The 24,053-nt window shown below is 64.7% G+C and carries 27 protein-coding genes and 1 pseudogene; 16 read left to right on the top strand and 12 right to left on the bottom strand.

All coding sequences use genetic code 11. The features are described from left to right. Window positions 1-133: pseudogene (locus DEA8626_RS18295) on the bottom strand (S-(hydroxymethyl)glutathione dehydrogenase); the annotation flags it as partial. Window positions 134-202: 69 nt separating this feature from the next. Between DEA8626_RS18295 and DEA8626_RS18290 the strand changes: the two are divergent. Then, window positions 203-487: an I78 family peptidase inhibitor gene (locus DEA8626_RS18290; protein ID WP_108854703.1), complete on the top strand. Its 285-nt coding sequence runs from the start codon at window positions 203-205 to the stop codon at window positions 485-487. Window positions 488-498: 11 nt separating this feature from the next. On the opposite strand, the gene DEA8626_RS18285 is transcribed toward DEA8626_RS18290, so the two are convergent. Genes DEA8626_RS18285 through paaI form a run of 4 tightly spaced genes read right to left on the bottom strand, consistent with a single transcriptional unit; the run spans window position 499 to window position 4,042 of the window. Beyond that, a complete protein-coding gene (locus DEA8626_RS18285; protein ID WP_108854631.1) occupies window positions 499-1,086 on the bottom strand; it encodes a TetR/AcrR family transcriptional regulator in 588 nt (195 codons plus the stop codon). A 4-nt stretch (window positions 1,087-1,090) separates the two neighbouring features. Then, window positions 1,091-2,401: a phenylacetate--CoA ligase PaaK gene (gene paaK / locus DEA8626_RS18280; RefSeq protein WP_108854630.1), complete on the bottom strand. Its 1,311-nt coding sequence runs from the start codon at window positions 2,399-2,401 to the stop codon at window positions 1,091-1,093. A 10-nt stretch (window positions 2,402-2,411) separates the two neighbouring features. Further along, entirely contained in the window at window positions 2,412-3,614 is a 1,203-nt protein-coding gene (gene pcaF / locus DEA8626_RS18275; protein WP_108854629.1) for a 3-oxoadipyl-CoA thiolase, read from the bottom strand. Next, window positions 3,611-4,042 (bottom strand): hydroxyphenylacetyl-CoA thioesterase PaaI, encoded by a 432-nt coding sequence (gene paaI, locus DEA8626_RS18270; RefSeq protein WP_108854628.1) that lies wholly within the window; start codon window positions 4,040-4,042, stop codon window positions 3,611-3,613. The genes pcaF and paaI overlap by 4 nt, the downstream gene beginning before the upstream one ends. 104 nt (window positions 4,043-4,146) lie before the next feature. On the opposite strand from paaI, the gene paaZ reads away from it, so the two are divergent. Next, window positions 4,147-6,156, top strand: a complete 2,010-nt coding sequence (gene paaZ, locus DEA8626_RS18265) for a phenylacetic acid degradation bifunctional protein PaaZ (protein WP_108854627.1) — start codon at window positions 4,147-4,149, stop codon at window positions 6,154-6,156. 9 nt (window positions 6,157-6,165) lie between these two features. Further along, on the top strand, window positions 6,166-6,954 hold the full coding sequence (locus DEA8626_RS18260; RefSeq protein WP_108854626.1) for a PaaX family transcriptional regulator C-terminal domain-containing protein: 789 nt from the start codon (window positions 6,166-6,168) through the stop codon (window positions 6,952-6,954). An 820-nt stretch (window positions 6,955-7,774) separates the two neighbouring features. Here DEA8626_RS18260 and DEA8626_RS18255 read toward each other — a convergent pair. Continuing rightward, window positions 7,775-8,803: a GlxA family transcriptional regulator gene (locus tag DEA8626_RS18255; protein ID WP_108854625.1), complete on the bottom strand. Its 1,029-nt coding sequence runs from the start codon at window positions 8,801-8,803 to the stop codon at window positions 7,775-7,777. 420 nt (window positions 8,804-9,223) lie between these two features. On the opposite strand from DEA8626_RS18255, the gene DEA8626_RS18250 reads away from it, so the two are divergent. The 8 genes from DEA8626_RS18250 (at window position 9,224) to DEA8626_RS18215 (ending at window position 15,672) form a co-directional block, all read left to right on the top strand. Beyond that, window positions 9,224-10,492 (top strand): MATE family efflux transporter, encoded by a 1,269-nt coding sequence (locus tag DEA8626_RS18250; protein WP_181366515.1) that lies wholly within the window; start codon window positions 9,224-9,226, stop codon window positions 10,490-10,492. 298 nt (window positions 10,493-10,790) lie between these two features. After that, window positions 10,791-12,113: a tetratricopeptide repeat protein gene (locus DEA8626_RS18245; RefSeq protein ID WP_108854623.1), complete on the top strand. Its 1,323-nt coding sequence runs from the start codon at window positions 10,791-10,793 to the stop codon at window positions 12,111-12,113. A 57-nt stretch (window positions 12,114-12,170) separates the two neighbouring features. Next, window positions 12,171-12,374: a DUF1127 domain-containing protein gene (locus tag DEA8626_RS18240; protein ID WP_108854622.1), complete on the top strand. Its 204-nt coding sequence runs from the start codon at window positions 12,171-12,173 to the stop codon at window positions 12,372-12,374. A gap of 111 nt (window positions 12,375-12,485) precedes the next feature. Beyond that, a complete protein-coding gene (locus DEA8626_RS18235) occupies window positions 12,486-13,043 on the top strand; it encodes a hypothetical protein (RefSeq protein ID WP_108854621.1) in 558 nt (185 codons plus the stop codon). A 135-nt stretch (window positions 13,044-13,178) separates the two neighbouring features. Then, entirely contained in the window at window positions 13,179-14,117 is a 939-nt protein-coding gene (locus DEA8626_RS18230) for an alpha/beta fold hydrolase (RefSeq protein WP_108854620.1), read from the top strand. A gap of 73 nt (window positions 14,118-14,190) precedes the next feature. Further along, on the top strand, window positions 14,191-14,508 hold the full coding sequence (locus tag DEA8626_RS18225; RefSeq protein ID WP_108854619.1) for a hypothetical protein: 318 nt from the start codon (window positions 14,191-14,193) through the stop codon (window positions 14,506-14,508). A 74-nt stretch (window positions 14,509-14,582) separates the two neighbouring features. After that, window positions 14,583-14,936, top strand: coding sequence for a YybH family protein (locus DEA8626_RS18220; RefSeq protein WP_108854618.1), 354 nt, complete (start codon window positions 14,583-14,585; stop codon window positions 14,934-14,936). A gap of 97 nt (window positions 14,937-15,033) precedes the next feature. Beyond that, window positions 15,034-15,672 carry a LysE family translocator gene (locus tag DEA8626_RS18215; RefSeq protein ID WP_245890909.1) on the top strand — a complete coding sequence of 213 codons (639 nt, stop codon included), beginning with the start codon at window positions 15,034-15,036 and terminating at the stop codon, window positions 15,670-15,672. Between the two features lie 127 nt (window positions 15,673-15,799). Here DEA8626_RS18215 and DEA8626_RS21155 read toward each other — a convergent pair whose 3' ends face one another. Beyond that, entirely contained in the window at window positions 15,800-15,964 is a 165-nt protein-coding gene (locus DEA8626_RS21155; RefSeq protein ID WP_181366514.1) for a hypothetical protein, read from the bottom strand. Window positions 15,965-16,435: 471 nt separating this feature from the next. Here DEA8626_RS21155 and rimO point away from each other — a divergent pair, with 471 nt between their 5' ends. Then, window positions 16,436-17,812 carry a 30S ribosomal protein S12 methylthiotransferase RimO gene (gene rimO / locus DEA8626_RS18210; protein ID WP_108854701.1) on the top strand — a complete coding sequence of 459 codons (1,377 nt, stop codon included), beginning with the start codon at window positions 16,436-16,438 and terminating at the stop codon, window positions 17,810-17,812. Between the two features lie 137 nt (window positions 17,813-17,949). Here the strand turns inward: rimO and DEA8626_RS18205 are convergent, their stop codons facing one another. The 3 genes from DEA8626_RS18205 to DEA8626_RS18195 form a co-directional block, all read right to left on the bottom strand. Next, a complete protein-coding gene (locus DEA8626_RS18205; RefSeq protein WP_108854617.1) occupies window positions 17,950-18,312 on the bottom strand; it encodes a diacylglycerol kinase in 363 nt (120 codons plus the stop codon). Window positions 18,313-18,455: 143 nt separating this feature from the next. Continuing rightward, complete coding sequence (locus tag DEA8626_RS18200) at window positions 18,456-18,734, bottom strand: DUF6455 family protein (protein WP_108854616.1); 279 nt, start codon at window positions 18,732-18,734, stop codon at window positions 18,456-18,458. A gap of 99 nt (window positions 18,735-18,833) precedes the next feature. Further along, window positions 18,834-19,538 (bottom strand): M48 family metallopeptidase, encoded by a 705-nt coding sequence (locus tag DEA8626_RS18195; protein ID WP_108854615.1) that lies wholly within the window; start codon window positions 19,536-19,538, stop codon window positions 18,834-18,836. Window positions 19,539-19,672: 134 nt separating this feature from the next. Between DEA8626_RS18195 and DEA8626_RS18190 the strand changes: the two genes are divergently transcribed. After that, window positions 19,673-19,918 carry a DUF8831 family protein gene (locus tag DEA8626_RS18190; RefSeq protein ID WP_108854614.1) on the top strand — a complete coding sequence of 82 codons (246 nt, stop codon included), beginning with the start codon at window positions 19,673-19,675 and terminating at the stop codon, window positions 19,916-19,918. 8 nt (window positions 19,919-19,926) lie between these two features. Here the strand turns inward: DEA8626_RS18190 and DEA8626_RS18185 are convergent, their stop codons facing one another. Both DEA8626_RS18185 and DEA8626_RS18180 read right to left on the bottom strand, forming a co-directional pair. Continuing rightward, entirely contained in the window at window positions 19,927-21,360 is a 1,434-nt protein-coding gene (locus DEA8626_RS18185; protein WP_108854613.1) for a UbiA family prenyltransferase, read from the bottom strand. 10 nt (window positions 21,361-21,370) lie between these two features. Continuing rightward, a complete protein-coding gene (locus DEA8626_RS18180) occupies window positions 21,371-22,231 on the bottom strand; it encodes a lytic transglycosylase domain-containing protein (protein WP_108854612.1) in 861 nt (286 codons plus the stop codon). Between the two features lie 355 nt (window positions 22,232-22,586). On the opposite strand from DEA8626_RS18180, the gene DEA8626_RS18175 reads away from it, so the two are divergent. From DEA8626_RS18175 to DEA8626_RS21445, 3 genes are all read left to right on the top strand, one after another. Beyond that, a complete protein-coding gene (locus DEA8626_RS18175) occupies window positions 22,587-22,781 on the top strand; it encodes a hypothetical protein (RefSeq protein ID WP_181366513.1) in 195 nt (64 codons plus the stop codon). 620 nt (window positions 22,782-23,401) lie between these two features. Then, window positions 23,402-23,596, top strand: coding sequence for a hypothetical protein (locus DEA8626_RS18170; protein WP_108854611.1), 195 nt, complete (start codon window positions 23,402-23,404; stop codon window positions 23,594-23,596). A 224-nt stretch (window positions 23,597-23,820) separates the two neighbouring features. Beyond that, window positions 23,821-24,015 carry a hypothetical protein gene (locus tag DEA8626_RS21445; RefSeq protein WP_245890908.1) on the top strand — a complete coding sequence of 65 codons (195 nt, stop codon included), beginning with the start codon at window positions 23,821-23,823 and terminating at the stop codon, window positions 24,013-24,015. Window positions 24,016-24,053 lie beyond the last annotated feature (38 nt).

Raw genomic sequence — 24,053 nt, 5'->3', positions numbered from 1 at the left:
ACTCGTCGGTGTGGCAGATGCCCGTCGCCCTGATCTCGACCATCACCTCGCCAGACTTCGGCCCGGCAAGCTCGACGTCCATGATCTCCAACGGTTTTCCAGCGGCAACGGCAACAGCGGCGCGGCTTTTCATCTGTCCAGTCTCCCTGCTATGTTTTCGAGGAGGATGAGCGAATTCGGCATTCGGCACAAGGATAGGACGATGCGGATCGATTGGACTTTCTTGGCAGTGGCGACGCTCGGGCTCGGCGCCTGTGTGGCCACCGTCGAGCCCGAGCCGGGCCCCGGCAGCGGGGCGGACGCCTGCGGGGCGGCGGACCTGCAGTTCATGGTCGGTCAATCGGAAGACATTCTTGCAGCGATGACCTTCCCGGCGCCCATGCGGGTCATCCATCCGGGCCAGGCAGTCACGATGGACTACAACCCGAAACGTCTCAATATCGAGATTGACGGAGTCGGGCGGATCGCACGAGTCCGCTGCGGCTGATCGGGCAGCGGTCAGTCTGCCATCGCCGGCAGCCCGCCCAGCACCATGTTGGCGACCAGTTCAGCGTAGCTTTCGCGCGAAAGGCCCTGACCGGTGCGATGCCAGAGGAAGAACCAGTTCAGCATGGCGAAGACCGACATCGTCGCGGCGAAAAGTCTGTCGCCGGAAAGGTTAGGCCTCAGCGCGGCAAGCGTCTCGGCCATCGCCTCCACCAATCTGCGTTGATGCCCGCGCAGGATGCTCCGCTGCCCGGGCGGCAGGGCGGAGAGCGCGTCGAGTTGCAACCGATGCTCGGCATCGGCATCCCGGTAGGCCAGAAGGATCGCCCTGACGAGGGCCCGGAGCCGCGGCTCGGGCGCGCGCTCAGCGACCGCGCCGACCGTCGCGACGAGCCGGGAGAGATGCATGTCGAGGATGTCGAAGAGCAGCGCCTCCTTCGAGGCGTGGTAGTGGTAGAGCAGCGCCTTCGACACGCCGCAGGCCCGCGCCGCGCCCGCCATAGAGGCGCGGCCGAAGCCGTGCTCGGCAAAATAGCTCGCCGCGCCAGCCCGGATCGCCATGCGCTTGTCCTCATGATCGCGCGCAAGGCCCCTCGGCATCGGCTCAGTCCTTCGGGCGGTTGTCGACGATCCTGATTGCCTTGCCCTGGCTGCGCGGCAGCCCGCCCGGATCGGAGACCTGCACGGCGACCTTGACCCCCGCCGCATCCCGCACCGCGGACTGGAGCTGGACCGATGCTGCGAGCCGTTCGGAGGCGTCTGAATGCCCCTCCGCCGCCTCGACATGGACCGTCATCGCGTCCATTCGTCCCTCGCGCCCAAGTTCGATCTGGAAGTTAGGCGCGAAGGTCGCGATCTTCAGGACCTGCTCCTCGATCTGTGTCGGAAAGACGTTCACGCCTCTCAGCGCGATCATGTCGTCCGACCGCCCCGTCACCTTCTCCATGCGCCGCATCGACCGCGCCGTGCCGGGCAGGAGCCGCGTGAGGTCGCGCGTGCGGTAGCGGATGACCGGCATCGCCTCTTTGGTGAGCGAGGTGAAGACCAACTCGCCCCTCTCGCCCTCGGCCACCGGCTGCCCCGTCTCCGGGTCAACGATCTCGGGGTAGAAATGATCCTCCCAGATGTGCAGCCCGTCCTTCGTTTCGACGCATTCGTTGGCGACGCCTGGACCGATGACCTCGGAAAGCCCGTAGATGTCCACCGCGTGCATGTCGAACGCGCCCTCGATCTCGGCGCGCATCGCGTTGGTCCAGGGCTCGGCCCCGAAGATGCCGACCTCTAAGGGGCTCTCGCGCGGGTCCCGCCCCTGCGCGCGGTACTCGTCGAGGATGGCGAGCATGTACGACGGCGTGACCATGATCGTCGTGGCGCCGAAATCCTCGATCAGCTGGACCTGGCGCGGGGTCACGCCGCCCGAGACGGGCACTACCGTGCAGCCGAGCTTCTCGGCCCCGTAGTGCGCGCCGAGGCCGCCGGTGAAGAGCCCGTAGCCGTAGGCGACATGGACGACATCGCCCGCCCGCGTCCCTGCCGCACGCATCGACCGCGCGACGCAGTCAGCCCAAGTGCCGATGTCCTTCGCCGTGTAGCCGACGACCGTGGGCTTACCTGTCGTGCCCGACGAGGCGTGCAGCCGCACCACCTTTTCCCGCGGCACCGCGAACATGCCGAAGGGATAGTTGGCGCGCAGGTCGGCCTTTGTCGTGAACGGGAACTTCGCAAGGTCGGAAAGCGTCAGCAGGTCGCCGGGATGGACGCCCGCCGCGTCGAGGCTTTCCCGGTAGAAGGGCACGTGATCGTAGGCGTGCTTTAGCGACCATTTCAGACGCTTCAGCTGAAGGGTCTCGATCTCGTCGCGGCTCGCGATCTCGATCGGGTCGAGCGTCTTGCGGTCCGGTGTCAGATCCCTCATCGCGGCCTCCTTACGGGCGCTCCAACAGAAGCGAGACACCCTGTCCGACGCCCACGCACATCGTGCAAAGTGCGTGTTCTGCCCCGCGCTTGCCCATCTCGACCGCCGCCGTCAGCGCCAGCCGGGCCCCGGACATGCCGAGCGGATGACCGAGCGCGATCGCGCCGCCGTTCGGGTTCACCTGCTCCGCATCATCGGGCAGCCCGAGCCCGCGCAGCACGGCGAGCGCCTGGGCGGCGAATGCTTCGTTGAGTTCGATGAGACCGATGTCCTTCATGGAAAGTCCGTGCTGCGCCAAGAGTTTCTCGGTCGCCGGGACCGGCCCCATCCCCATGATCCGCGGCGCGACGCCCGCCGAGGCCATGCCTTTGATCCGCGCCCTGGGGATTAGCCCGTGCCGCGTCACCGCCGCCTCCGAGGCCACGATCAGCGCCGCCGCGCCGTCATTCACGCCCGAGGCATTGCCAGCGGTGATCGTTCCGCCCACCCGGAACGGCGTGTGCAGCGCTGCGAGCTTCTCGGCGGTGGATTCGCGCGGATGTTCGTCGCGCTCGACCACCACCGGCACGCCCCGGCGCTGCGGCACGCTGACCGGCGCGATCTCCTCGGCCATCCGGCCCGAGGCGATGGCGGCGAGCGCCCGGGTCTGCGAGCGGAGTGCGAAGGCGTCCTGGTCGGCGCGCGAGACGTTGAACTCCTCGGCCACGTTCTCGGCGGTCTCGGGCATGGAGTCGATGCCGTATTGCGCCTTCAGGGCGGGGTTCACGAAGCGCCAGCCAATGGTGGTGTCGTAAATCTCGGTGTTGCGCGAGAACGCCGCCTCGGCCTTGGGCATGACGAAGGGCGCACGGCTCATGCTCTCGACGCCGCCGCCAATGACGACTTCGGCCTCGCCCAGCCGGACGGCGCGGGCGGCCATGCCCACCGCGTCGAGCCCCGACCCGCAGAGCCGGTTCACCGTGACGCCCGGCACGTCACGCGGCAGCCCGGACAGGAGCGCCGCCATCCGCGCCACGTTGCGGTTGTCCTCGCCCGCCTGGTTGGCGCAGCCGATGATAACCTCGTCCACCGCCTCGCCCGGCAGGCCCGGCGCCGCCGCCATCACCGCCCGGATCACGCCGGCCAGAAGATCGTCGGGCCTGACCGATGACAGCGCCCCGCCATAGCGCCCGATGGGTGTGCGGAGACCCTCGCAGAGAAACGCCTCGGTCATGACTTCTCCTCGAAATGCTGGCCCTCGACCTGCCGGGAGGCACCGCGGAAGAGCGCCACCTTGCGCCCGTCGCCGCCCGTTACGGTCACGTCGTAGGTGCCCGAGCGGCCATTCAGGCTTACCTCGACCGCCTCGGCCTTCAGCCGCTCCCCCTCCCGCCCCGGCGAGAGGTAGGTGATCGCGTTGTGCTGCGCCACGACGATGCGGTTGTAGCTGTTGCAGGCAAAGGCGAAGGCGCTGTCGGCAAGCGTGAAGATGTAGCCGCCGTGACAGATACCGTGGCCGTTCAGATGCTCGGGCCCCACCGTGAACGAGAGGACCGCACGTCCCGGCCCCACGGCGTCCAGCGTCATGCCGAGAAGCTTCGAGGCCGCGTCGCCCGCCCACATTGTGGCGGCGCTTCGCTCGGCGCGGTCCTGCGGTGTCATGGGCGTCCTCCGTCCGCGATGCTGCTACATATTCGACCGGACGGTCAAGAGTGTTGCGTGCGCATCCCGCCGCGCTAGACTGCCCGGAAACGCCGGAGGCCGCCATGCTCACCCCATCCTCCTACATCGCCGGGCGCTGGATCCCGCCCGGCGCTTCGGCCCAGGTGATCGAGAGCCCCGTGACCGGGGAAGCGATCGCACGCGCGGGCTCTGACGAGCTCGACTTCGGTGCGGCGGTGGAGTGGGCAACCGGCACCGGCGGTCCGGCGCTGCGCGCCATGAACATCCACGACAGGGCGCGGATGGTGAAGGCCGTGGCGCTGATGCTCCAGGAACGGAAGGAGGAGCTCTACGCGCTCAACCCGCTGACCGGCGCGACCCGCAAGGACGGTTGGATCGACATCGAGGGCGGCATCATGACCGCGCTGACGATGGCGTCGAAGGCGCGGCGCGGGATGCCGGACGGTGCGATCCATCTCGACGGCGAGGTAGAGCGGCTGTCGCGGACGGGAACGTTTCTTGGCCGCCACATCGCCGTGTCGCTTCGCGGCGTCGCTGTCCAGATCAACGCGTTCAACTTCCCGGTCTGGGGGATGCTCGAAAAGCTCGCGCCCGCGCTCATCGCGGGCGTACCCGTGATCGTCAAGCCTGCGACCCAGACAAGCTATTTGACCGAGGCGGCTTTCCGGATGATCGTCGAAAGTGGGCTCGTCCCCGAAGGCACGGTGCAGCTCGTCGTAGGAGGCACGGGCGATCTTCTCGACCGGCTCGGGCCGCAGGACGTCATCAGCTTCACCGGCTCCGCCGCGACCGCGCTGAAGCTTCGAGCGAACCCGCGCCTCTTGGCCGCCTCCACCCGCTTCATCGCCGAGCAGGACAGCCTGAACGCCGCCGTTCTCGGCCCCGACGCTGGGCCGGGCACGCCGGAGTTCGACCTTTTCATCAAGGAGGCGGCGGTCGAGATGACGGTGAAGGCGGGTCAGAAATGCACCGCCATCCGCCGCGTGATCGCGCCAGCGGCGCATGCGCGAGCCGTCGCCGACGCGTTGTCCGCCCGACTCGCCGATATCACGATCGGCGACCCGGCCGATCCGGCTACCCGGATGGGCGCGCTCGTCTCCACCGGACAGAAGCAGGACGTCGCCGCCCGCGCCGCGGAGATCGCGGCCGAGGCCCGGCTCGCCTTCCGCCATTCCGGCGCACCCGCAGAGGGCGCCTTCGCAGCGCCCGAGCTCTACCTTTGCGACGATCCCGACGCCGCCCGCGCGGTGCACGATACCGAGGCCTTCGGCCCGGTGGCGACGATCCTGCCCGCCCGCGACCTCGACCATGCGGCCCGGCTCGCCAATCTCGGCGGCGGCAGCCTCGTATCCTCGCTTTTCACGCATGACCCTGACATCGCCCGCACCTATGCCCTCAAGGCTGCCGCCTGGCATGGCCGCATCTACGTGAACGACCGCGACAGTGCGGCCGAAGCGACTGGCCACGGCTCGCCCCTGCCGCACATGATCCATGGCGGGCCGGGCCGCGCGGGTGGTGGCGAGGAGCTGGGCGGCGTGCGCGGCGTCCTGCACTACATGGCACGGACGGCGGTGCAGGGCAGCCCGCGGATGCTTTCCGCCATCACCGGCGAACATGCGCCTGGCGACAAGAGCCATGAGGGTCCCGCCCACCCATTCCGGCGCGATTTCGACGCGCTCGAGATCAGCGAGACGATATTGACCGGGCCGCGCGAGGTCACGCTGGCAGATATCGAACATTTCGCCCAATTCACCGGCGACACGTTCTACGCTCACATGGACGAGAAGGCCGCGAAGGCGAACCCGTTCTTTCCCGGCCGTGTCGCCCACGGCTACCTGATCCTCTCGTTCGCCGCCGGGCTCTTTGTCGACCCGGCACCGGGCCCAGTCCTCGCCAATACCGGGCTGAACGGGCTGAGATTCCGCAAGCCCGTGAGCCCCGGCGACACGATCCGCGTGCGGCTGACCGTGAAGCGAAAGACCCGTCGGACGGAGGATTACGGCGAGGTTGCATGGTCCGTGACAGTGTTGAACCAGTCAGACGAGCCGGTCGCCGAATATGAGCTTTTGACCATGGTCGCGCGTTCAGGCTAAAGCCGGGGAATGGACCCTCTCGCCCCGCTCATTGACGCGCTGCACGCCGAAGGACGCCCCCGGGTCTGGTCGCTCGTCATTACCGTGATGGGCGACGCGGTCCAGCCGCGCGGCGGCCGCGTGGCGCTTGCCCGGCTCGCGCTTATTCTCGGCCGGCTCGGCGTCGAGCCCGGCGCGCTTCGCACCGCGCTTTCGCGGCTTGCGCGGGACGGCTGGGTCGTCCGCGAGCGGACCGGACGGGTGAGCCACTACCGGCTGAGCGCGCGCGGGCTCGCCGAGTACGAGCCCGCCGCCCGGCGCATCTATGCCGCGCCGGCCAAGACGCCGGTCGTCTGGACGCTCGCGCTCACCGAGGACGCGGCCGACGGATTTTCGCTTGGCGGCGGGCTGAGTTTGATCTCGGGGCCGGAGGCGAAGGCCGGGACCGCGCTGTCGGTGACCGGCGGTCTCAGGTGCGCCCCCGGTATCGGCACGAAACTGATGCCGCCCGAACAGCGCACCGCGCTCGACCGGCTGTTTGCCGATCTCGACTGTCTCGACCCGGCCGAATTGAGCCCCGGAGACGCGATGGCGGCGCGCACGCTTCTAATCCACCGCTGGCGGAGGATCTCGCTCCGCTGGCCAGACCTGCCCGCCCCGCTCGCGCCCGTGCCGCCTGGTCCCGCACGGCCCCGCGTTGCCGCCGCCTATCGCCGTCTGCTGCCTGTATCCGAAGCTTGGCTCTCTGACCCCGAAACTGGCGCCGAGCCGCTGCCGGGGGCTGACGCCAGCCTGGCCCGCCGCTTCACTCAGTCCTGAATGGCAACTGGGCGCCCGGTCACGGGATATGGCGCGTGAAGGGATTGGTAAGAGAATGAAATCGTTTCATTTCGTGAATTCTGTTCAGAAACTTTAGCGCGGTTTCACGGGGGGCGAGGCGCGCCCGGACGATCTTCCGATTGAAGATCGTCAGCGCCGAACGCCCGACGCGCAAGCGGAGAGGGGTGGGGGGTGGTGCCATGTGTGGGCACGCGGGTGGTCCTATGTGATCGAGGCTTGGTGGGGTAGAACCCCACCCTACGGCTTGCTCGCGGGCACCGAGGCGCGCTATGGGTTAGTGCGCGGGAGTTTGCAGGTCAGTCGCAATGGCGACTATGAGCCCTTTGCGGATGTGTCATTCTCCCGCTGCGTGCGCTCGCAGAGGAAAGTTCGCTGCGCCGACGCAGAAAACTTACGCTGCTTGGCAGAAGTTAATGCGGCCGTTTAGGTCAAGCGCCGCCAAATTTCTGAAGCAACGCCTGGTCGCGGACTTTGGTGCCGTTCGATCAAGCAGGTCGACCGTCTGCTTTCTGCGCCATCTCATGAGATATTCAAAGGACGCTGTTTCCGTGCAGTGCGTAATGTTAATGAACCGCCAATTACGCCACATTACCCGCGGGCCGAACCGAATTTGGCGGCTGCCCATAGAACCGTAGAAATGCTGGGCGCATCCGCTACGGATTGCCGAAACCGACCTTGCGCGCGACCATCTCGATCGAATCGCCGCTGGTCCCGATGCGAAGCTGCGCTGCCTCCGCCCGGATACGCTTGCCTGCCTTTTCCGACGTTATACCCAAAGCTTTGCCTTCGTGGTGTCGGGTCACTCGGTATGAGCAATCATTGACCAGCGACGTCGGTAGGCCGTTGCCGGCTGGCCGACCTGCTTGCGGAAAGCAGAGCGGAAGCTCGATGGTTCCGAGTATCCGATTTCCGCGGCAATCTCGTCGATCGGCAGTTTCGTGGTCTCGAGCAGCTGCTTGGCTTCCTCGATGCGCAGCCTCTGAACGTACTCCACGGGCGTCAAACCGGTGGCTCGCTTGAACCGGCGCAGGAAGCTCCGCTCGGTCAGGCCACTTCGTTCCGCCATCGCAGCGACCGGTGTCGGGTGTGAATAGTGATCCGCCGCCCAGGCCTGGCCGTCCGCAACCAATCGGTCCTCATGCTGACGGCCAGCCGCGAGCGACGCATATGTCAACTGCCCGACAGAATGCGGATCAAGCAGCCACGACTTTGCAACATGTCGCGCCGTCACCTCTCCAGAAAACCGGCCAATCAGGTAGAGGACAAGATCGGTCCAGGCCGAAGTGCCCCCGGCGGTGATGACACGATGTCCTTCGCCTGCCGGGATCAAGATGCGTTCTCGCCTGACTTTCACTGCGGGAAATCGCCGGGCGAGGCCATCAGCAAAGGCCCAATGTGTCGTCGCCTCCTGACCGTCCAGCAGACCGGATGCCGCGAGAACCATGGCTCCAGAGCAGACGGAGGCGACGATGGAACCTTGGGAGTGGCAGTGCGCGACCCAGGCGGCAACGGGAAGCAGCAGGTCAGGAAGAGGGCTCCGCGGATCGAGGTCTAGAGCTGGAACTACGATCAGATCTGGCGTTGCCCCGCTGTCAAGCCTTCCATCGGGCATCACGACGCGGCCATTCACATCCCGGTATTCCTGACCGTCAAGTGTGCGAAGGCTGCCTTGAAACTTGGGCGGCCCAGGCTGCTCACCATGCAACGTCTCCCAGCCGCGGCCGGCCGACGCAAGCACATCGAGAATAGAGAATGCGATTGCCGTTACGGCGACGGGTGCGCCGACAACGACAGTCCGAATTGATGTGGGCGTGTTTTTAGAGGTCATTGTGTCTGATTTTCACCGTTTATGTCGATCGCCCTTCTAACATCGGTCCCATCGCCGGTCCATAGGAAGCTCACGAACAAACCTGGACCGCCCTTTCAGCGCGCGATCGATACGGAAGGACTTAAGATGCTAGAAGCGTCCCAAAGCATTGCACTCCGTGGCGCGGACCGAACACCCATCGCTGCTGACAATTCCGGGATGTCGTTGCGACAGTCCTCGGGGTCGGTTCGACCCGATCCGCAGCCCGATGCCGGTGCACTCCGGCGAAGCGATCCGGCAAGAGCGGGAGCGCGCGCCACGACCAGACAAGCGGGGACATTCCTGTCTAGGAGCCCTGCCGTCGGATCACCTGAGAATTTCGCAGCCCTTTCCCGGGCCGCCGGGGAAGTCCGCGCTCTCCTACGCCTCGCCGTGCCGATCATGCTGATCTCGCTTGTGAACATGGGGATGGGCATCACCGACGCCACCATGGTTTCCGCCATGTACGGGACCGAGGCATTCGCGGCTGTCGCGGTCGGCAGCGACCTCTACTCGATTATCTTCTATCTCGGCGCAGGCATTGTTGCAGGCGTCGCGCCGTTTTATTCCGCGGCGGTCGCCCGGAATGAATGTCTGGAGCGGGCAAGGCTCCACCGCTCTGGCTGGCTCGTCGTCAGCGGCGTCGCGGCGCTGACCATGCCCATCGTCTGGACGGCGCCGAATTGGCTCGCCCTGGCGGAGCTTGATGCGGAGTTGCTGGACGCAGGGCGCGGCTATACCCGCGCCATGGCGCTGACCCTCGTGCCAATGCTGGGTGTTGCGCTCTATCGAACGGTTCTCACTTCGGCTGAGCGGCCTCGACTGTTCCTTTACGTCACGCTGAGCATGCTGCCCCTGAACGCCGCCGCGAACTACATCTTCATGGCCGGCCTCGCGCCTGTTCCCTCCCTTGGTCCGACCGGGGCAGGCGTTTCGTCTCTTCTCGTTGCCTCGGCGACCCTGGGGGTTCTGTCGGCGATCCACCGTCGTGTCAGAAAGCCGTTGCCGCCGGGCCGGGCATGGCCATCTCGCGCCGAGGTGACCTCCGTACTCCGTGTCGGACTGCCAATCGGAATCGCCTCCGTCGGCGAGGTCGGCATCTTCCTTGTCGCCACGCTCTATGCCGCCCGGCTTGGCGCTGGCGACGTGGCGGCGCACACCCTGACTCTTCGCGCGGCCGGCTTCGCCTATGCTATCCCGGCGGCACTGCTCCAGGCCTCGCTCGTCCGCATGGCCCGCGCCGAGAGCGTCGCAGACCGCGCCACGACCCGAGCCGTTGCCGCAGGCAGCGTGGGGCTCTCGCTCGCAGCCGGAATCTTTCTTTGCCTGACGCTCGCGCTCGCCGCGTCCCCCTTGGCCGCAGCGTTCTTTGATACGACGCCGACGGGCGCGGCCGCCGCCTCGCTGGCAACGGGACTGCTTCTTCTTCTGGCAGTGTTGGAGCTGTTTGGCACGCCCGGTTCCGCCGCCACCGGTCTTCTGCGTGGGCAGAAAGACGCGCGCGCTCCAATGACATACAGCCTTTTCGGCCAATGGGTCGTCGGCGCGCCCGTTGGCGTCCTCCTGTGCGAGGTCGGCGGGCTCGGAGTGACCGGCCTGTGGCTCGGATTGGTGACAGGGACCGCGGTGGCGAGTCTGCTGACAATCCGTCGTCTGACCGCTTCTCGCTGAGCACGTCCGGCACGCTCGGCCACGATTGCGCCGCGACAACACGCCAACTGTCGCGGCGCCTGGAAATCAGGACGACTCCGGACGGCCTGGATCAACTCCCCAGCCTCGTATTTCTCAAACCCGACCCCGATTCATGTGCGCGCGGCTCTAAGCCGCGTGGCTGTCGCCGCCTCCTTGTCCGATATTCACCGTTCTCGTCGGATGCCCTTCTAACGCGATTCCCTACACGGGTTCATAACAACCGCATCACCAATGCGAACGCGCTGTTGAAAAACAGTCGATAGGAAGGAAACAAGAAATGCTGAAGGATGCCCAAGGCTTCGCGCTTTCCGGCGCGACATCGGCAGCCGCCGCCGAACTCGAAAGCGGACTTGCCGAACTCTTGTGCTACCGGGGCAATCCCGTGGCACGCGCCAAAAACGCCCTCGCCGAGGCACCCGACTTCGCCCTCGCGCACGCGGTCATGGCATGGCTGAATCTTCTGGGGACCGAACCGGGAGCATTGCCGGCGGCGCGGAAGTACCATGCCAACCTTCTAAGGACCGCCCGCACCGAGCGCGAGAAAGGCCACGCTGCGGCAATCGGCCATCTGGTCGAGGGTCGCTGGCACGAGGCTGGGCGTGTGCTTGAAGACGTAACAATTGCATATCCCCGAGACAGCCTGGCGTTGCTCGCCGGTCACCAGATCGACTTCTTCACCGGCCATAGTCGGATGCTGCGCGACCGCATCGCCCGCGCGCTGCCGTACTGGAACGAGGACATGCCAGACTACCACGCGACGCTCGGGATGCACGCTTTTGGTCTGGAAGAGACCGGTGACTATGCCCGAGCCGAGGCGACAGGACGGCGAGGCGTCGAACTCGAACCGAGAAACGGATGGGCGCAACATGCGGTTGCCCATGTGCTGGAGATGCAGAACCGCACCGAGGAAGGCATCGCCTGGATGCGCGGCAGCGACGCCTGGGCCGGTGACAGCTTTTTCAAGGTGCACAACTGGTGGCATCTCGCGCTTTACCACCTTGAGCTCGGGGATTTCCCGACCGTTCTGTCGCTGTTCGACGGCGAGATCGACGGGAACAGTTCCGGTCTGGCGATCGAACTGGTGGACGCCTCGGCCCTGCTTTGGCGGCTGCTGCTGCGCGGTGTGAACACAGGCGACCGCTGGGCGGCGCTTGCCGACAAATGGGCGCCGCTGGTGGCGACGAGCACCTACGCCTTCAACGACGTGCATGCCGCCATGGCGTTCGTGGGCGCCGGACGTCGCGACGCGGTCGAGGCCGTGCTGGCCGCCCAGCGGGAAGCGATGCAGCGCCCCGGCGACAACGCCGGGTTTGCGGCGGATGTCGGTCTCGCGGCGACGCAGGCGATTCTGGCCTTCGGGGACGGCGACTATCGCCGCGCGATCGGCCTGCTGCGCCCGGTGCGTTCCATCGCTCACCACTTCGGCGGCAGCCATGCCCAGCGCGACGTACTCGATCTCACGCTGATCGAGGCCGCGCTGCGCACCGGCGACGCCCCGCTGGCGCAGGCCCTGGCCGACGAGCGGTTTGATCGTCGGCACGACAGCCCGCTCAGCCGGCTCTTCAAACGCCGGGCCGAGGACCTCGCCGCCGCGGCGTGACCGGCGTCGGCGCCGAGATGAAACTTTCGAAACTGTTCAAGAAAAGGAGCAACGGACATGACCGCTACCATCGCTATCGCGAACGGCAAATCCGGAGCGGCAAACGGCCGGCTTCGCGCCTGGTTGCATGAACTGAAGGAGAGAAGGAGGAAGCGAATTGCCATCCGCGATCTCGAGGATATGCCGAACTATCTCCTGCGCGACATGGGGCTAACCCGCGACGGAATCCGCCATGCCGTGCGGCATGGACGCTTTGGCTGAGATGGTGCGCGCTTTCGGCCATCCATCAATCCAAGACTAATTCGCGCGACCGAAACGGCTGCCCGACCGCGCGAGAGAATCCAACCGGCCGCCAAACTCAGGAGATCCAAGATGCTCAGACAATTATCTTCAGTGGCACTCGCCACACTCACTCTTGCGGTGCCCGCCTGGGCCGACCCGCTCACTCGCTTTGACGTCGCCGAGGACCATACCCGGTTCCTCTTCGCGCCGACGCCCGTGCATGACGACGGGCTGCCGGCCTATGGCAACCCCTTCGTGACGCAGGGCTATATCTACGAGGCCGGCACGCTGGACGGCGGCCTCGAGGGCGTGAACCCCGATGGCTCGCCGGTATTCCCCAAAAAGGTGATCGGCACATGGACTTGTGACGGCCGGTTCGTGGGTGACGGGGCCCACACGACCACCGGGACCTTCATTATCAGCCGCCAGGTCTTTCAGTTCGACGATGGCGACCTGATCATTGCTCAGGGTGCCGAGCTGGCGGACTACGGCGTTCCGATGCCGCGCGTCATCACGGGTGGGCTCGGTGACTACGCCGGTCTGGAAGGTGTGCTGGTCCAGACCAACCTCGGAATGAGCGAAGGCCTCGGCACCCGCATACAATTCGTGATCGAGACATCCCAGGATCACGCGCAGCTCAAACCCTGACGGTTCGGGGCGGCAGGCATGGATACCGCTTGACGCCCCGAATCCCTTTCGTGGCCGCGGGACCGCCACACCCGTCACCTCAAGGCACCACCCCGGCGGCTTCACCTCACATGCACTTGGACAAGGAAACACATCATGAACCCACGAAAACTCTCCGTCACGACCCCCTTGGGCCTGACCCTTGACGGCGCTGAAGGCGGCGACCCTCGGGGAGCCCCGCTGATCTTCCTCCACGGAGCGACAGACAGCTGGAGGTCTTTTTTGCCACTTCTGGCGCACGTGCCCGACCGATACCGGACAATAGCGTTCAGTTATCGAGGGCACGGCGACTCGGCCGAGCCCGAAGCGGCGTACCGGATCGAAGATCATGCCGATGACCTCGCCGCGGCATTGAGCGCCTTGGGAATCACACGCGCTGCGATCGTCGGCCACTCCCTCGGGACACTGGTGGCCCAGCAATTCGCCGCTTCGTGGCCCGAGCGCGCCTCGGCGCTGGTGCTGATCGGCATCTTCGTCAATCCCTCGCGGAACCCGGTCATCGCAGAGCTTTGCCGGGACACGTTCTCCTCCCTGGAGGATCCACTCGACCCCGCCTTCGTCCGGTCCTGGCAGGAAGGCACGAGTTCCCCGGCGGTCGATCCGGCATTTCTTTCGGGCGTGGTTGTCGAAAGCCTCAAGGTTCCGGCCAGGGTCTGGCGGGACACTTTCCATGCCCTGCTCGATACCGATCTCTCCGATCGGCTTCGCGCGCTCATCATGCCGACGCTCGTCCTCTCGGGCGCGTTCGACGAGATGTGTCATGACGAGGAGGATCTGTTCGCGGCCTCCGTCCGTAATGTCACGCGAAAGCGGTTCGGCTGGGCCGGGCACGCGCCGCATTGGGAAGACCCGGCCTCCGTCGCGGCCGAGATGGTTCCGTTTCTCGACGCGGTCGAACGGGGCGAAGCGCCGGCGCCCCACAACAGGGTCCCGGCACGGGCCGCCGCGCAGCAGATTGGCCGCCCGGCTGGCACCGAACAGCCTGGCCAACCAGAACTCGTGACCTCCGCTGCACACCGGGAGCCATCACAATGAAGGATCATGCAGCAAACGCCCGCAATGGCGCATTTGACATGTCGCCAATCACCATGAGGAAAGGAGAACCCAAATGACCGACAAAATCACAGTTCTTGCCCCGTTCACGCTGGCCAAGGGAAAGACCGAAGCGGATCTTCTGGCCGCCTCGGCCGCATTTCAGGCCAACTTCGTTGCAGCCGAGCCGGGCGTGCTCCGCCGCGAACTGGTCCGCACCGGCGATGGCAAGTACATCGACATCGTACAGTTCCGCAGCGCGGCGGATCTGGAGGATGTAATGGAGAAGGAGAAGACATCGGCGGTGTGCCACGCATTCTTCGAGGTGATGGAAGAGGGCGACGGAAGTGACAGCTGCATAGCGCACTATCAGTCAATTGCCACCTATCCGTAACCCTGCCCGGGATCGAACGCGGCGCTCAGAAACGCCGCGTTCGCCACCCCAGTTGAAAAGGTTGGAGCCTGGAAATGACGCCTGCTGAACTGATTGGAAAGTGGGTGAAAGCCTTCAATGCCGGCGATGCCGGGGCGTTGGCACGTCTCTACAGTTCCGACGCGGTCAATCACCAGGTGACTCAGGAGCCGGTAACGGGCCGCGAGGCCATCCGGGAGATGTTCGAACGCGAGTTTTCAACGGCAAACATGGTCTGCATCGTGGATCAGCTTCACGATGCCGGCGATGTCGTTGTCCTGGAATGGCAGGATCCGAACGGCCTGAGAGGCTGCGGCATTTTCACGGTGGTCGGTGGTGAAACAACTTTCCAACGGGGCTATTGGGACAAGCTCTCGTTCCTGAAACTTCAAGGACTGCCGATCCCGTAGCGTCCGTTCCGGACTTGCACGAGTGACATGCCCCGCTGCGCGAAGGATCCGTGGTGCGGATCATGTTTGAAATGAAAAGTGGCAGGGCGGCTATGCCTTGGCCGAAGACATGAAAGGAGCGACGATGACCGATTTATTACTCTTTGTCCCGGCGTGTTTTGCGCTGAACCTCGCTTTTGGTCCGAACAACCTCATCGCGATGACCAACGGTGCGCGGCATGGCATCGGGTTTGCGCTCACCGCCAGCCTTGGCCGACTCCTGGTGTTCGTTCCCATGATCATCGTCAGCGCGTTGGGTCTGGGGATGATCCTGTCGACCTCGGCGCTTGTCTTCACCGCCGTCAAGGTGGTCGGTGCCGCCTACCTGATCTGGCTGGGCTGGAAGACGCTGAAGTCATCCGGCGCGATGCCTCGTAGCGATCTTTGCGGTGCCCGCCCGGACCTGTCGGATGCTTTCAGGCAGGAAGCTCTCGTCGCCATCGGTAACCCGAAGGCGATCCTGATCTTTGCGGCGTTCTTTCCGCAGTTCGTCGCGTTGGACGCCTACGCCGAGAGCTATACCCTCCTCGGAGCGCTCTTTATCCTCCTCGAGGCTCTGGCGATCACGGTCTATGCCTCAGGTGGAGCGCTGGCCGCCCGCACTGCGGCCTCGAACCTGAACTGGCTCCAGGGGGCTTCCGGACTGGGAGTGATGGTCTTTGGAGGTCTCCTCCTGCTGGCGAAACGTCCGACGTAAATCTGCAATCTAAGGGCCGCGCCGTTCGGCACATGCCGTCCGCTTGTGCGCGCCGGCGTGCTCGCCTTGACCATGCAGAATAGCGACGCGCCGATTTCCGACCGTCCGCGGACGCCGCACAGGAATTCTATGCGGCGTCCAATCCGCCCCTATTGTTGCCGTCGGTGTTGTTCATGCCGCTCTTCTTTCGAGTTCTGATGCCGGCACGATAGTTGTCGTAGTTCGTGTAGTCCTGAAGCGCATAGTGGAGCTGCTCGAAAATGCCGGGGATCTCCTCGACGATCCACTCCAACGCCGATTCGAAGTCTCTGCACTTGCGTTTGCCGCAGTCGCAAAAGTCCGCCGCGCCATAGCATTGGCTTTAATGGCCGGATTGCCGGCACGGGCTGCATTGCAGCGGCTGGCGTGCCGCGTGTGCAAGCGGTTTCTGCGTGAGCAAAAGCTTCGTGGGAGAAAGTCCGGTAAGTCCGCAAAGCGGCCGTTGTGACTTTTCCAAGAAAGCTTTGCACGCTGCACCCCCGATGCACGGAAGGAGCAGCTACTTGCTGCGAAAGACGGCTCTATGGTTCGTCCGATTCTGCGATAATCGGACGTCCCACAAAGCGGAGCGTCGGGCACCCACGGTTGCACAATTGTTCATTCCATACTTACCGAATGGTTAACGTGATAGTGGAAATATACTTATATCAATAAGTTAGCTATCGCTTCACTCGTGAAACGCACCCTCTTTCACGCACCCCGCCTGATGGGCTATATCCCCCCGATGACTCAGAACCCGCCCGATCTCCGCCCCGACCTCGCCCGCCCGGCGATCCCCGACCTGCCTTCCCGGGCCGGCCAGCCCCGGATCGGCATGGTCTCGCTCGGCTGCCCGAAGGCGCTCGTGGATGCCGAGCGCATCCTCACCCGCCTCCGGGCCGAGGGCTACGCGATCAGCTCCGACTATCAGGGCGCCGAGGCGGTGATCGTGAATACCTGCGGCTTTCTCGATTCAGCCAAGGCCGAAAGCCTCGACGCGATCGGCGAGGCCCTGACCGAGAACGGCCGCGTCATCGTCACCGGCTGCCTCGGTGCCGAACCCGACTATGTTACTGGCGCGCATCCCTCCGTCCTTGCCGTGACCGGCCCGCATCAGTACGAGCAGGTCCTAGATGCGGTCCACAAGACCGTGCCACCCGCGCCCGATCCGTTCGTCGACCTCCTGCCTCCGACCGGCGTGAAGCTCACGCCCCGGCACTACAGCTATCTGAAGATCTCCGAGGGCTGTAACCACAAATGCCGCTTCTGCATCATCCCCGACATGCGCGGCCGGCTCGTCTCCCGCCCGGCCCATGCGGTATTGCGCGAGGCCGAACGGCTCGTCGCAGCCGGGGTAAAGGAGTTACTGGTCATCAGCCAGGACACTTCCGCCTACGGGCTCGACCTGAAGCACGGCGAGACGCAGGGCCACCGCGCCCACATCACCGACCTTGCCCGCGATCTGGGCAGCGTGGGCGCATGGGTCCGGCTTCACTATGTCTATCCCTATCCGCATGTCCGCGACCTCGTTCCCCTGATGGCCGAGGGTCTGGTGCTGCCCTATCTCGACATTCCCTTCCAGCATGCCCATCCCGAGACTTTGAAGCGCATGGCCCGCCCAGCGGCCGCCGCAAAGACGCTCGATGAAATCGCCGCCTGGCGCGCAATCTGTCCGGAGATCACGCTCAGATCGACATTCATCGTCGGCTATCCCGGCGAAACGGAGGAGGAGTTCCAAACGCTTCTCGACTGGCTTGACGAGGCGCAGCTCGACCGCGTCGGCTGTTTCCGCTACGAAAACGTCGCCGGCGCGCGCTCCAATGCGCTGCCCCATCACGTTCCGGAGGATGTCAAGGAGAACCGCTGGCAGCTTTTCATGGAGAAGGCGCAGGCGATCTCGGAGGCGAAGCTCGCCGCGAAGGTGGGCAGCCGGACCGAGGTTATCGTCGATTCTGTGGACAGCGAGGGCGCCACCTGCCGGACGAAGGCCGACGCGCCCGAGATCGATGGAAACCTCTTCATCGACGATGGTTTCGAGGGGCTCGCGCCGGGCGATATCGTGACGGTCAAAATCGAAGAGGCCAGCGAATACGACCTTTGGGGCAGCCCCATCAGTTCGTAGAAGACCCGCCGCCGGGGAGCGCGGCGGCGGGTCCGTTGCGCCGCGGCCAGTAGAGCGGCGCACTGCAAGTCACCCTTCCCTTGCAATTCGCCTACCACAATAGCATCGACCGCCCCGCTCGCCGATACCGGTATCCCCTACCCCAGCAGGATCGCGAGCCACGCCAGCCCGCCCGCAATCGCGGTCAGGGCGACGGCCGCCGATCCGCAATCCTTGATCTTGCCCGCCCGCGGGTCGCGGTCGGGCGACGCGAGGTCCACCATGCCCTCGATAGCGGTGTTAAAAAGCTCCGCCGCCAGGATCAGGAGCCCCAAGGCGAGGATCAGCGCCCGCTCGCCGGCGCCGAGGTCAAGCGCGAAGGCCAGAATCGCCGAGAAGATATTGATCGCGGTCCATTGCCGAAGCGATTTTTCCGAGGTCCAGGCGGCCCGCCAACCCTGCAGGGACCAGATGCAGGTATTCCAGAAGCGGTGGAGTTCTGAGACCAGCAAACCGCGCATTCGAACACTCCCGCCCCCATTTCGGACGAAACTTTAGCTTCGGCTGGTCAAGATTTCCACCGCTCCAAACACCGTGGTCGGGCTGGCATTGAACCGCCGCGCGAAACCGCAGTCGATCGTCCGCTGCCGGAGACAGCAAGGCGTCACACGATGCCGCGCAGCCCCTCGATGACCGCGATATTGGCGCACCACTTGGGCGGCGTGCAGTCGGGAAGCGCTCCGCTCTCGGCCGTCCGCTCGCCCTGTCGGTCCGGACAGGCACGGCAATGGGCGAGGAGCGCGCGAAAATCGTCGGCGGTCAATATTCCCGATTGCATGGCGCGTCCGACATCTACACCGTGGCGACGCGTTTCGCGGTCGGTCAGGAAATAGGGAACGCCGTCCCGGATTGTCGCGGACGCGAAAGCAACCACCTTGCCCATGGCCCGAGTACCTCGTTTGGCTTCACGGAGTTCAGGATCGCGAAATTCCGCGAAGCTGCCTTGATTCAGATCAACCGGCGAATTCGGGCGAGCGTGCGTTCAGCGCAGACTCGCAAGCGTGCGGCGCACCGTCTCGATTCGGCTCGCAGTCGGGGGGTGCGTGCCGAGGAACCGGTTGCCGGGGTCAGGAATGCGCGTGAAGAAGGCCGCACCGCGTTCGGGATCGTAGCCGGCCCTCCAGGCCATTATTGTGCCAAGCGCGTCAGCCTCAAGCTCATACTCTTTCGCATAGCGCCGCGCGCCAAGAGCGCCGCCGACATCCTGAGCCGACTGGATCGCGGCCGGGTCGCCTCCTGTCGCGGCTGTCAGCGTCCCGAGGATGAGCGCGCCTGCGAGCGCGCTTTGTTGTTGGCGGGGGATGTGCTCGCCGATGTGATGGCCGGCCTCGTGGCCCATCACGAACGCAAGCTCATCTGTATTGCGCGCCTCCGCTATCAGCGGAAGCGTGAAAGCGATAATAGGCCGCCCGGCCCGGTCGAGCGTCTGGTAAGCATTGGGCGGCTGGCCCGGGCGTTCGTCGACGACGATGCGGAAATTGCAGTTGGCCGGACCGATGCGGGCCAGGCATTCGCGTTCGATCACGGGCTCCATCCGCGACACGACCGACACGAAGTTCTGCGCAGCGACCAAGGGCATGACCGGCGCCCCCGACACAGGCAGCGGCTCCACTGGCACCGCCTGCTGCGGCACGCTCTCCACGCAACCCGCCAGCCCCAACGCGATAAGGACGATCAGCTTTCTCATGCGCCTCTCCCGGGTCTTGCCGACCGCTTCGAACTGCCCGTCGACAGCTTAGCGCCCCGCAGGCCGCCGCGAAAGGCCCAACGCCCGCCTCCCGGGCCATTGAGGCCGGCGATCACCCGCGTTAGGCTGGGCGCATGTTCACGATCGAGCACGACTTCGACGCCACAGTCATCACCCTCGTCGACGAGGGCAGCCCGCATCTGGAAGAGGATGTGACGATCCAGGGCTTTGCCGAATGCGTCACGATCGAGCAATACGATCCGCGCCGTGACGAGGTGGTGAAGATCGTCATGTCGATCGCCCAGGTGCGCGAACTGGCCGCCGCGCTCAATCTGCCCGAGGGCGTGTACCGGCTGACCCGGAAAAACGAGGCGGGCTGACGCACCCCTCAGCCGCCAAACCACTGAGACCACAACCCCGCTGCCCAGAACATCAGCGACAGTGTGATCATCAGGATCCCAATGCCGAACTTGTCGCGCATTGCGAAGACGATCGGGTCATAGTCCTGCTTGCCGAACCAGCCAAGAAGTACCATGCGGACGAGCCATAGCGTCATCGGAATCATCGCGACCCAAAGTATCCAGGTCGTGGGATAGAGCGTGCGGCCCTGTTCGCTGACCGAATAGAGGAAGAAGATGAGGACGGAGCCCGCGATGCCGAGCCCAGCCACGTTCAAAAGATCGCCGCGGTCCAGCCGACCGTAACCCCGGCCCGGCAACCTCTCATCCGAGGTGGCGAGTGTAAGCTCGGTCAGGCGCTTCACGCAGCCGAGCGTGATGAAGATCGGGAAGATGAAAATCAGCATGTATATCGAGACGTCGACCTGTCCCGCCGCCGCTCCGGCCACAACGCGTATCGTGTAGAGCGCCGCGAGCGTTGCGATGTCGACCCAGCGCATCCGCTTGAGCTTCAGCGAATAGGCGAGCGACGTGACCATGTAGAGCACGACCACACCGAAGAACGTCCAGTTGAGCGCGGCAGCGACGCCGAGCGCGAGGACAGCGAGACCGGCAAAGGCCACCATGCCGACCCTGATCGGGACGTCGCCGCTCGCGAAGGGGCGGCGACACTTCGTCGGATGCAGGCGATCGGCTTCGAGGTCCAGAAGATCGTTGACGATGTAGATCGACGAAGCTGCCGCCGAGAAGGCAACGATACCCCAGACGATCGGGATCAGCGTCGCGAGATCGAAGCGGTGAGCTGCGATCATGGCGAGGAACAGTAGTACGTTCTTGACCCACTGGTGCGGCCGCATCGCCCGCAAGAGCGCCGCCGGATGCCAGCCGCCATCCAGTTCGACGACGTTCCGACCCTCTGCCGTAAGCGCCCGCGCCGAGTTGACTCGCCCTACGACCAGGGCGTTTTCCGCCTGTTCCCAGACCGGAATATCAGCGGCCGAGTCGCCGGCATAGTCGAAGCCGCGCTCGCCATAAGCGGTAACCAGGGCCCCGGCCTTGGCCGCGCCCTTGAGATTGATCTCGCCGTCGGATGCGAAAACAGTATCTGACAGGCCGTATTCCTCGGCGAGCCGCGCTACGAGGCTTCGGTCGGAGGCGGATGCCAGGACGACCTCGCGCCCCGCCATCCGGCTTCTAAGCGCAAGGTCGGCTACCTCCGAGTTGACCGGGAGAAGGTCGGTCCGCAGTGGCGCAATCGCCGCAAGCTCGGCCTTCAGGCGCTCAGGCCGTGTGAAATTGGCCAGCGTCGCCTTCAAAGTCGCGCCCGGATCGTGTCCGAGACCGGCCCAGAAGGTCTCGAACAGCATGTCGGTCTTCAGAAAGGTGCCATCCACGTCGAGGACGAGGGGCTTCACGTCGGTCATGTGGGCAAACTCATCCATTCGCGGCGAAGACGCAACCGTCCGACACTAACTCGGGCGGCGTCACACAAAGACCGCGCGCCACCGTCCATGCGGCGAGCACCTTGGGCACATATGCGCGGGTTTCGGCATAGGGCGGAACACCATCGTTCTTCTTAACCGCGTTTTCACCCGCATTGTAGGCCGCAAGCACCATGAGCGGATCGCCACCGAACTCATTCATCAGCCAGTCGAGATAAGCAACGCCGCCCTTGATGTTGTCGATCGGGTCGGCGCTGTCGGCAACGCCGAAGCGGTCGGCCGTGGCCGGTATGAGCTGCATCAACCCGACGGCCCCGGCCGAAGAAACCGCATCGGCCCGACCCGCACTCTCGATCCCGATCACGGCCAGGACGAGGGCGGGCGAAACCTCGGTACCTATCGTCGCGGCCAGGATCTCGCGGCCATGGAGCCGCGCGATGTCCTGCATATGCTGTAGCCGGGGCGCGGCGACCGCAGAGCCCTCCGGGCCCTGCGTGAGGGCCGCGAGCGCTAGCGGAAAGCGCCCAGCACCAGCGCCAAGCGCAGGCGAAACGTTGTCCCAGTACCAGTCGTATTCGCTCGGCCCGGACGGCGCAGCCGGCAGGAGGCCCGGCGCCGCTCCGCCGCGGGGGATCGGATTTTCCGGCGGCGGAAGCTGTGGCGTCGCGAGACGGCGTGCCTGCTCCTCGGGGTCGATCTGCACCGTGATGCGTTTCGACCCCGAGGCGCTCGGCGCGGAGATGCGTTTGAAGGTGAAGTCGGAATAGGGCTGCGGCGCGGTTTCCGCCGCAGCCGCGCCTGCACCCAACAGGGCGGCCGTGACGCATGAAACTGCGAGCCTGTGAAGCTGCATCGAACTGCCTATCCTGCCTGCGTTTTCATTCTTGTTGATCTTTTTCTCGCAAAAACCGCGTATAGGGGCCAGCTTTTCGCGCCCGATCGGGGAGGAATCCGGGCCGATTCGGCCTTTTGGCAACAGCGCTGAGTAGAAATTGCCAACTTATTCCGTATTATTTCCGTTTAAAAACAATGTTCTAAATGCACCGCACGAAAAAGTTAACCCAACTTCAAAATGTACGAACACTGCCCAACTCCTGCCACGTTTGACCCGCCAAATGCTCCCATGCCGCAACGGACACGGGTTCGGCGAAGTCGACCCGGCGAGTTCTGAAGCGGATGGTGAACGGGCGAACCTAACGGAGAGTGACATGAAACTGTTTAAGCTTGCGAAGAAGTTCAACAACGAAGAAGACGGCGCCGTGACGGTTGACTGGGTCGTGCTGACCGCTGCTGTCGTCGGCCTCGGCGTTGCGGCTCTGGCCGCGGTCAAGAAGGGCACCGGCTCGCTGACCACGAAGATCAATAACTACCTCTCGAGCCAGTCGATCAACACCAGCCTCTGATCCTGGTTTCGACGAGATCGAATGAGACCGCGCCCCTCGGGGCGCGGTTTTCGCGTTGGGGGCCACATTCATATCCAAAGGCGGCGCTTGAACCGCGCTTGGCCGGGCACGGCACCGCGCTCCCGCACCGGCTCCCGCTCTAGCGGGATTTGTGCATCCCGTCGCGTACCGGAGCCAGAAGCCCTCACGACAGAGACAGGCACCTCTGGCCGGCAAGATCGCCGAATGCCAGGGCCCCGCCGAGCTCGCTCCGTTCGCGACGGCGGCACCTTACTAAAGCTGAGACGCGGCGGCGCCGGCCACGGCCGTATCCGAAGTTCGCGGCGCCCCCTAGGAAGCGGCAAATAGAGTACGCATACGGTTGCTGACGGCGGTCAAACCCCGGTCCGAGGCATTTTCACCGAGGATCCGCGCTTTCTCCGCCATTGATGTTGCTCGCGAAACAGAGGCAAAGAGCCGTTTCCAGAATCTCCTTCAAAAGCATGGAAATGTACGCGAACCGCCCAGTTTGGGTCACGATTGGTGGGCAAAACACTAACACGCCGCGACGGAAACGGGACCTGGACAACACCCCACACGGTTCGCGGATGGAGCTAGAAGCGAACCTAATGGAGAGTGACATGAAACTGTTTAAGATTGCGAAGAAGTTCAACAACGAAGAAGACGGCGCCGTGACGGTTGACTGGGTCGTGCTGACCGCTGCTGTCGTCGGCCTCGGCGTTGCGGCTCTGGCCGCGGTCAAGAAGGGCACCGGCTCGCTGACCACGAAGATCAATAACTACCTCTCGAGCCAGTCGATCAACACCAGCCTCTGATCCTGGTTTCGACGAGATCGAATGAGACCGCGCCCCTCGGGGCGCGGTTTTCGTTTCGGCTAACAGAACGCAATGTTTCCCAAAGGGTTGACCCAGCGCGAAAAAGAACGACAAGCGCCCAAATCATGCCATCTTGGCTGTGTTAATTCATCCCAAGGGCAAAGGGCGATAGAGCGAGTTTGTAAGCCCGGGCGGGCGAGCGCTCGATCAGGATGGAGCAAGTGATGAAGCTTTGGGACAAGATTTTTGATTTCCGCGCTGAGGAAGACGGCGCCGTGACGGTCGACTGGGTCGTGCTGACGGCGAGCGTTTGTGCCTTGGTCGCGATTGCGATGGCCGGCATTCAGGGCAACATGACGAGCATCGGGCAAAAGGTTCAGAACTACCTGTCCAGCCAGACGGTCAACACCACGTTCTGATCGATTGTCCGCCTTGTCTGGCGGAACGCAATAAGGTA

The organism is Defluviimonas aquaemixtae (assembly GCF_900302475.1).
GTDB classification, from domain to species: domain Bacteria; phylum Pseudomonadota; class Alphaproteobacteria; order Rhodobacterales; family Rhodobacteraceae; genus Albidovulum; species Albidovulum aquaemixtae.
The sequence above is the reverse complement of the archived record's forward strand: the minus strand, read 5'-3'. Positions and strand labels throughout refer to the sequence as shown.

Coding starts and splice junctions, on each gene's coding strand:
- DEA8626_RS18170 (WP_108854611.1), top strand. CDS start 23,402: ATGAAACTGTTTAAGATTGCGAAGAAGTTCAACAACGAAGAAGACGGC.
- DEA8626_RS18245 (WP_108854623.1), top strand. CDS start 10,791: ATGCTGAAGGATGCCCAAGGCTTCGCGCTTTCCGGCGCGACATCGGCA.
- rimO (WP_108854701.1), top strand. CDS start 16,436: ATGACTCAGAACCCGCCCGATCTCCGCCCCGACCTCGCCCGCCCGGCG.
- DEA8626_RS18250 (WP_181366515.1), top strand. CDS start 9,224: ATGCTGATCTCGCTTGTGAACATGGGGATGGGCATCACCGACGCCACC.
- DEA8626_RS18240 (WP_108854622.1), top strand. CDS start 12,171: ATGACCGCTACCATCGCTATCGCGAACGGCAAATCCGGAGCGGCAAAC.
- paaI (WP_108854628.1), bottom strand. CDS start 4,042: ATGACACCGCAGGACCGCGCCGAGCGAAGCGCCGCCACAATGTGGGCG.
- DEA8626_RS18290 (WP_108854703.1), top strand. CDS start 203: ATGCGGATCGATTGGACTTTCTTGGCAGTGGCGACGCTCGGGCTCGGC.
- DEA8626_RS18235 (WP_108854621.1), top strand. CDS start 12,486: ATGCTCAGACAATTATCTTCAGTGGCACTCGCCACACTCACTCTTGCG.
- DEA8626_RS21445 (WP_245890908.1), top strand. CDS start 23,821: ATGAAGCTTTGGGACAAGATTTTTGATTTCCGCGCTGAGGAAGACGGC.
- DEA8626_RS18175 (WP_181366513.1), top strand. CDS start 22,587: ATGAAACTGTTTAAGCTTGCGAAGAAGTTCAACAACGAAGAAGACGGC.
- DEA8626_RS18195 (WP_108854615.1), bottom strand. CDS start 19,538: ATGAGAAAGCTGATCGTCCTTATCGCGTTGGGGCTGGCGGGTTGCGTG.
- DEA8626_RS18205 (WP_108854617.1), bottom strand. CDS start 18,312: ATGCGCGGTTTGCTGGTCTCAGAACTCCACCGCTTCTGGAATACCTGC.
- DEA8626_RS18185 (WP_108854613.1), bottom strand. CDS start 21,360: ATGACCGACGTGAAGCCCCTCGTCCTCGACGTGGATGGCACCTTTCTG.
- paaZ (WP_108854627.1), top strand. CDS start 4,147: ATGCTCACCCCATCCTCCTACATCGCCGGGCGCTGGATCCCGCCCGGC.
- DEA8626_RS18190 (WP_108854614.1), top strand. CDS start 19,673: ATGTTCACGATCGAGCACGACTTCGACGCCACAGTCATCACCCTCGTC.
- DEA8626_RS18285 (WP_108854631.1), bottom strand. CDS start 1,086: ATGCCGAGGGGCCTTGCGCGCGATCATGAGGACAAGCGCATGGCGATC.
- DEA8626_RS18180 (WP_108854612.1), bottom strand. CDS start 22,231: ATGCAGCTTCACAGGCTCGCAGTTTCATGCGTCACGGCCGCCCTGTTG.
- paaK (WP_108854630.1), bottom strand. CDS start 2,401: ATGAGGGATCTGACACCGGACCGCAAGACGCTCGACCCGATCGAGATC.
- DEA8626_RS18260 (WP_108854626.1), top strand. CDS start 6,166: ATGGACCCTCTCGCCCCGCTCATTGACGCGCTGCACGCCGAAGGACGC.
- DEA8626_RS18220 (WP_108854618.1), top strand. CDS start 14,583: ATGACGCCTGCTGAACTGATTGGAAAGTGGGTGAAAGCCTTCAATGCC.
- DEA8626_RS18230 (WP_108854620.1), top strand. CDS start 13,179: ATGAACCCACGAAAACTCTCCGTCACGACCCCCTTGGGCCTGACCCTT.
- DEA8626_RS18255 (WP_108854625.1), bottom strand. CDS start 8,803: ATGACCTCTAAAAACACGCCCACATCAATTCGGACTGTCGTTGTCGGC.
- DEA8626_RS18200 (WP_108854616.1), bottom strand. CDS start 18,734: ATGGGCAAGGTGGTTGCTTTCGCGTCCGCGACAATCCGGGACGGCGTT.
- DEA8626_RS18225 (WP_108854619.1), top strand. CDS start 14,191: ATGACCGACAAAATCACAGTTCTTGCCCCGTTCACGCTGGCCAAGGGA.
- pcaF (WP_108854629.1), bottom strand. CDS start 3,614: ATGACCGAGGCGTTTCTCTGCGAGGGTCTCCGCACACCCATCGGGCGC.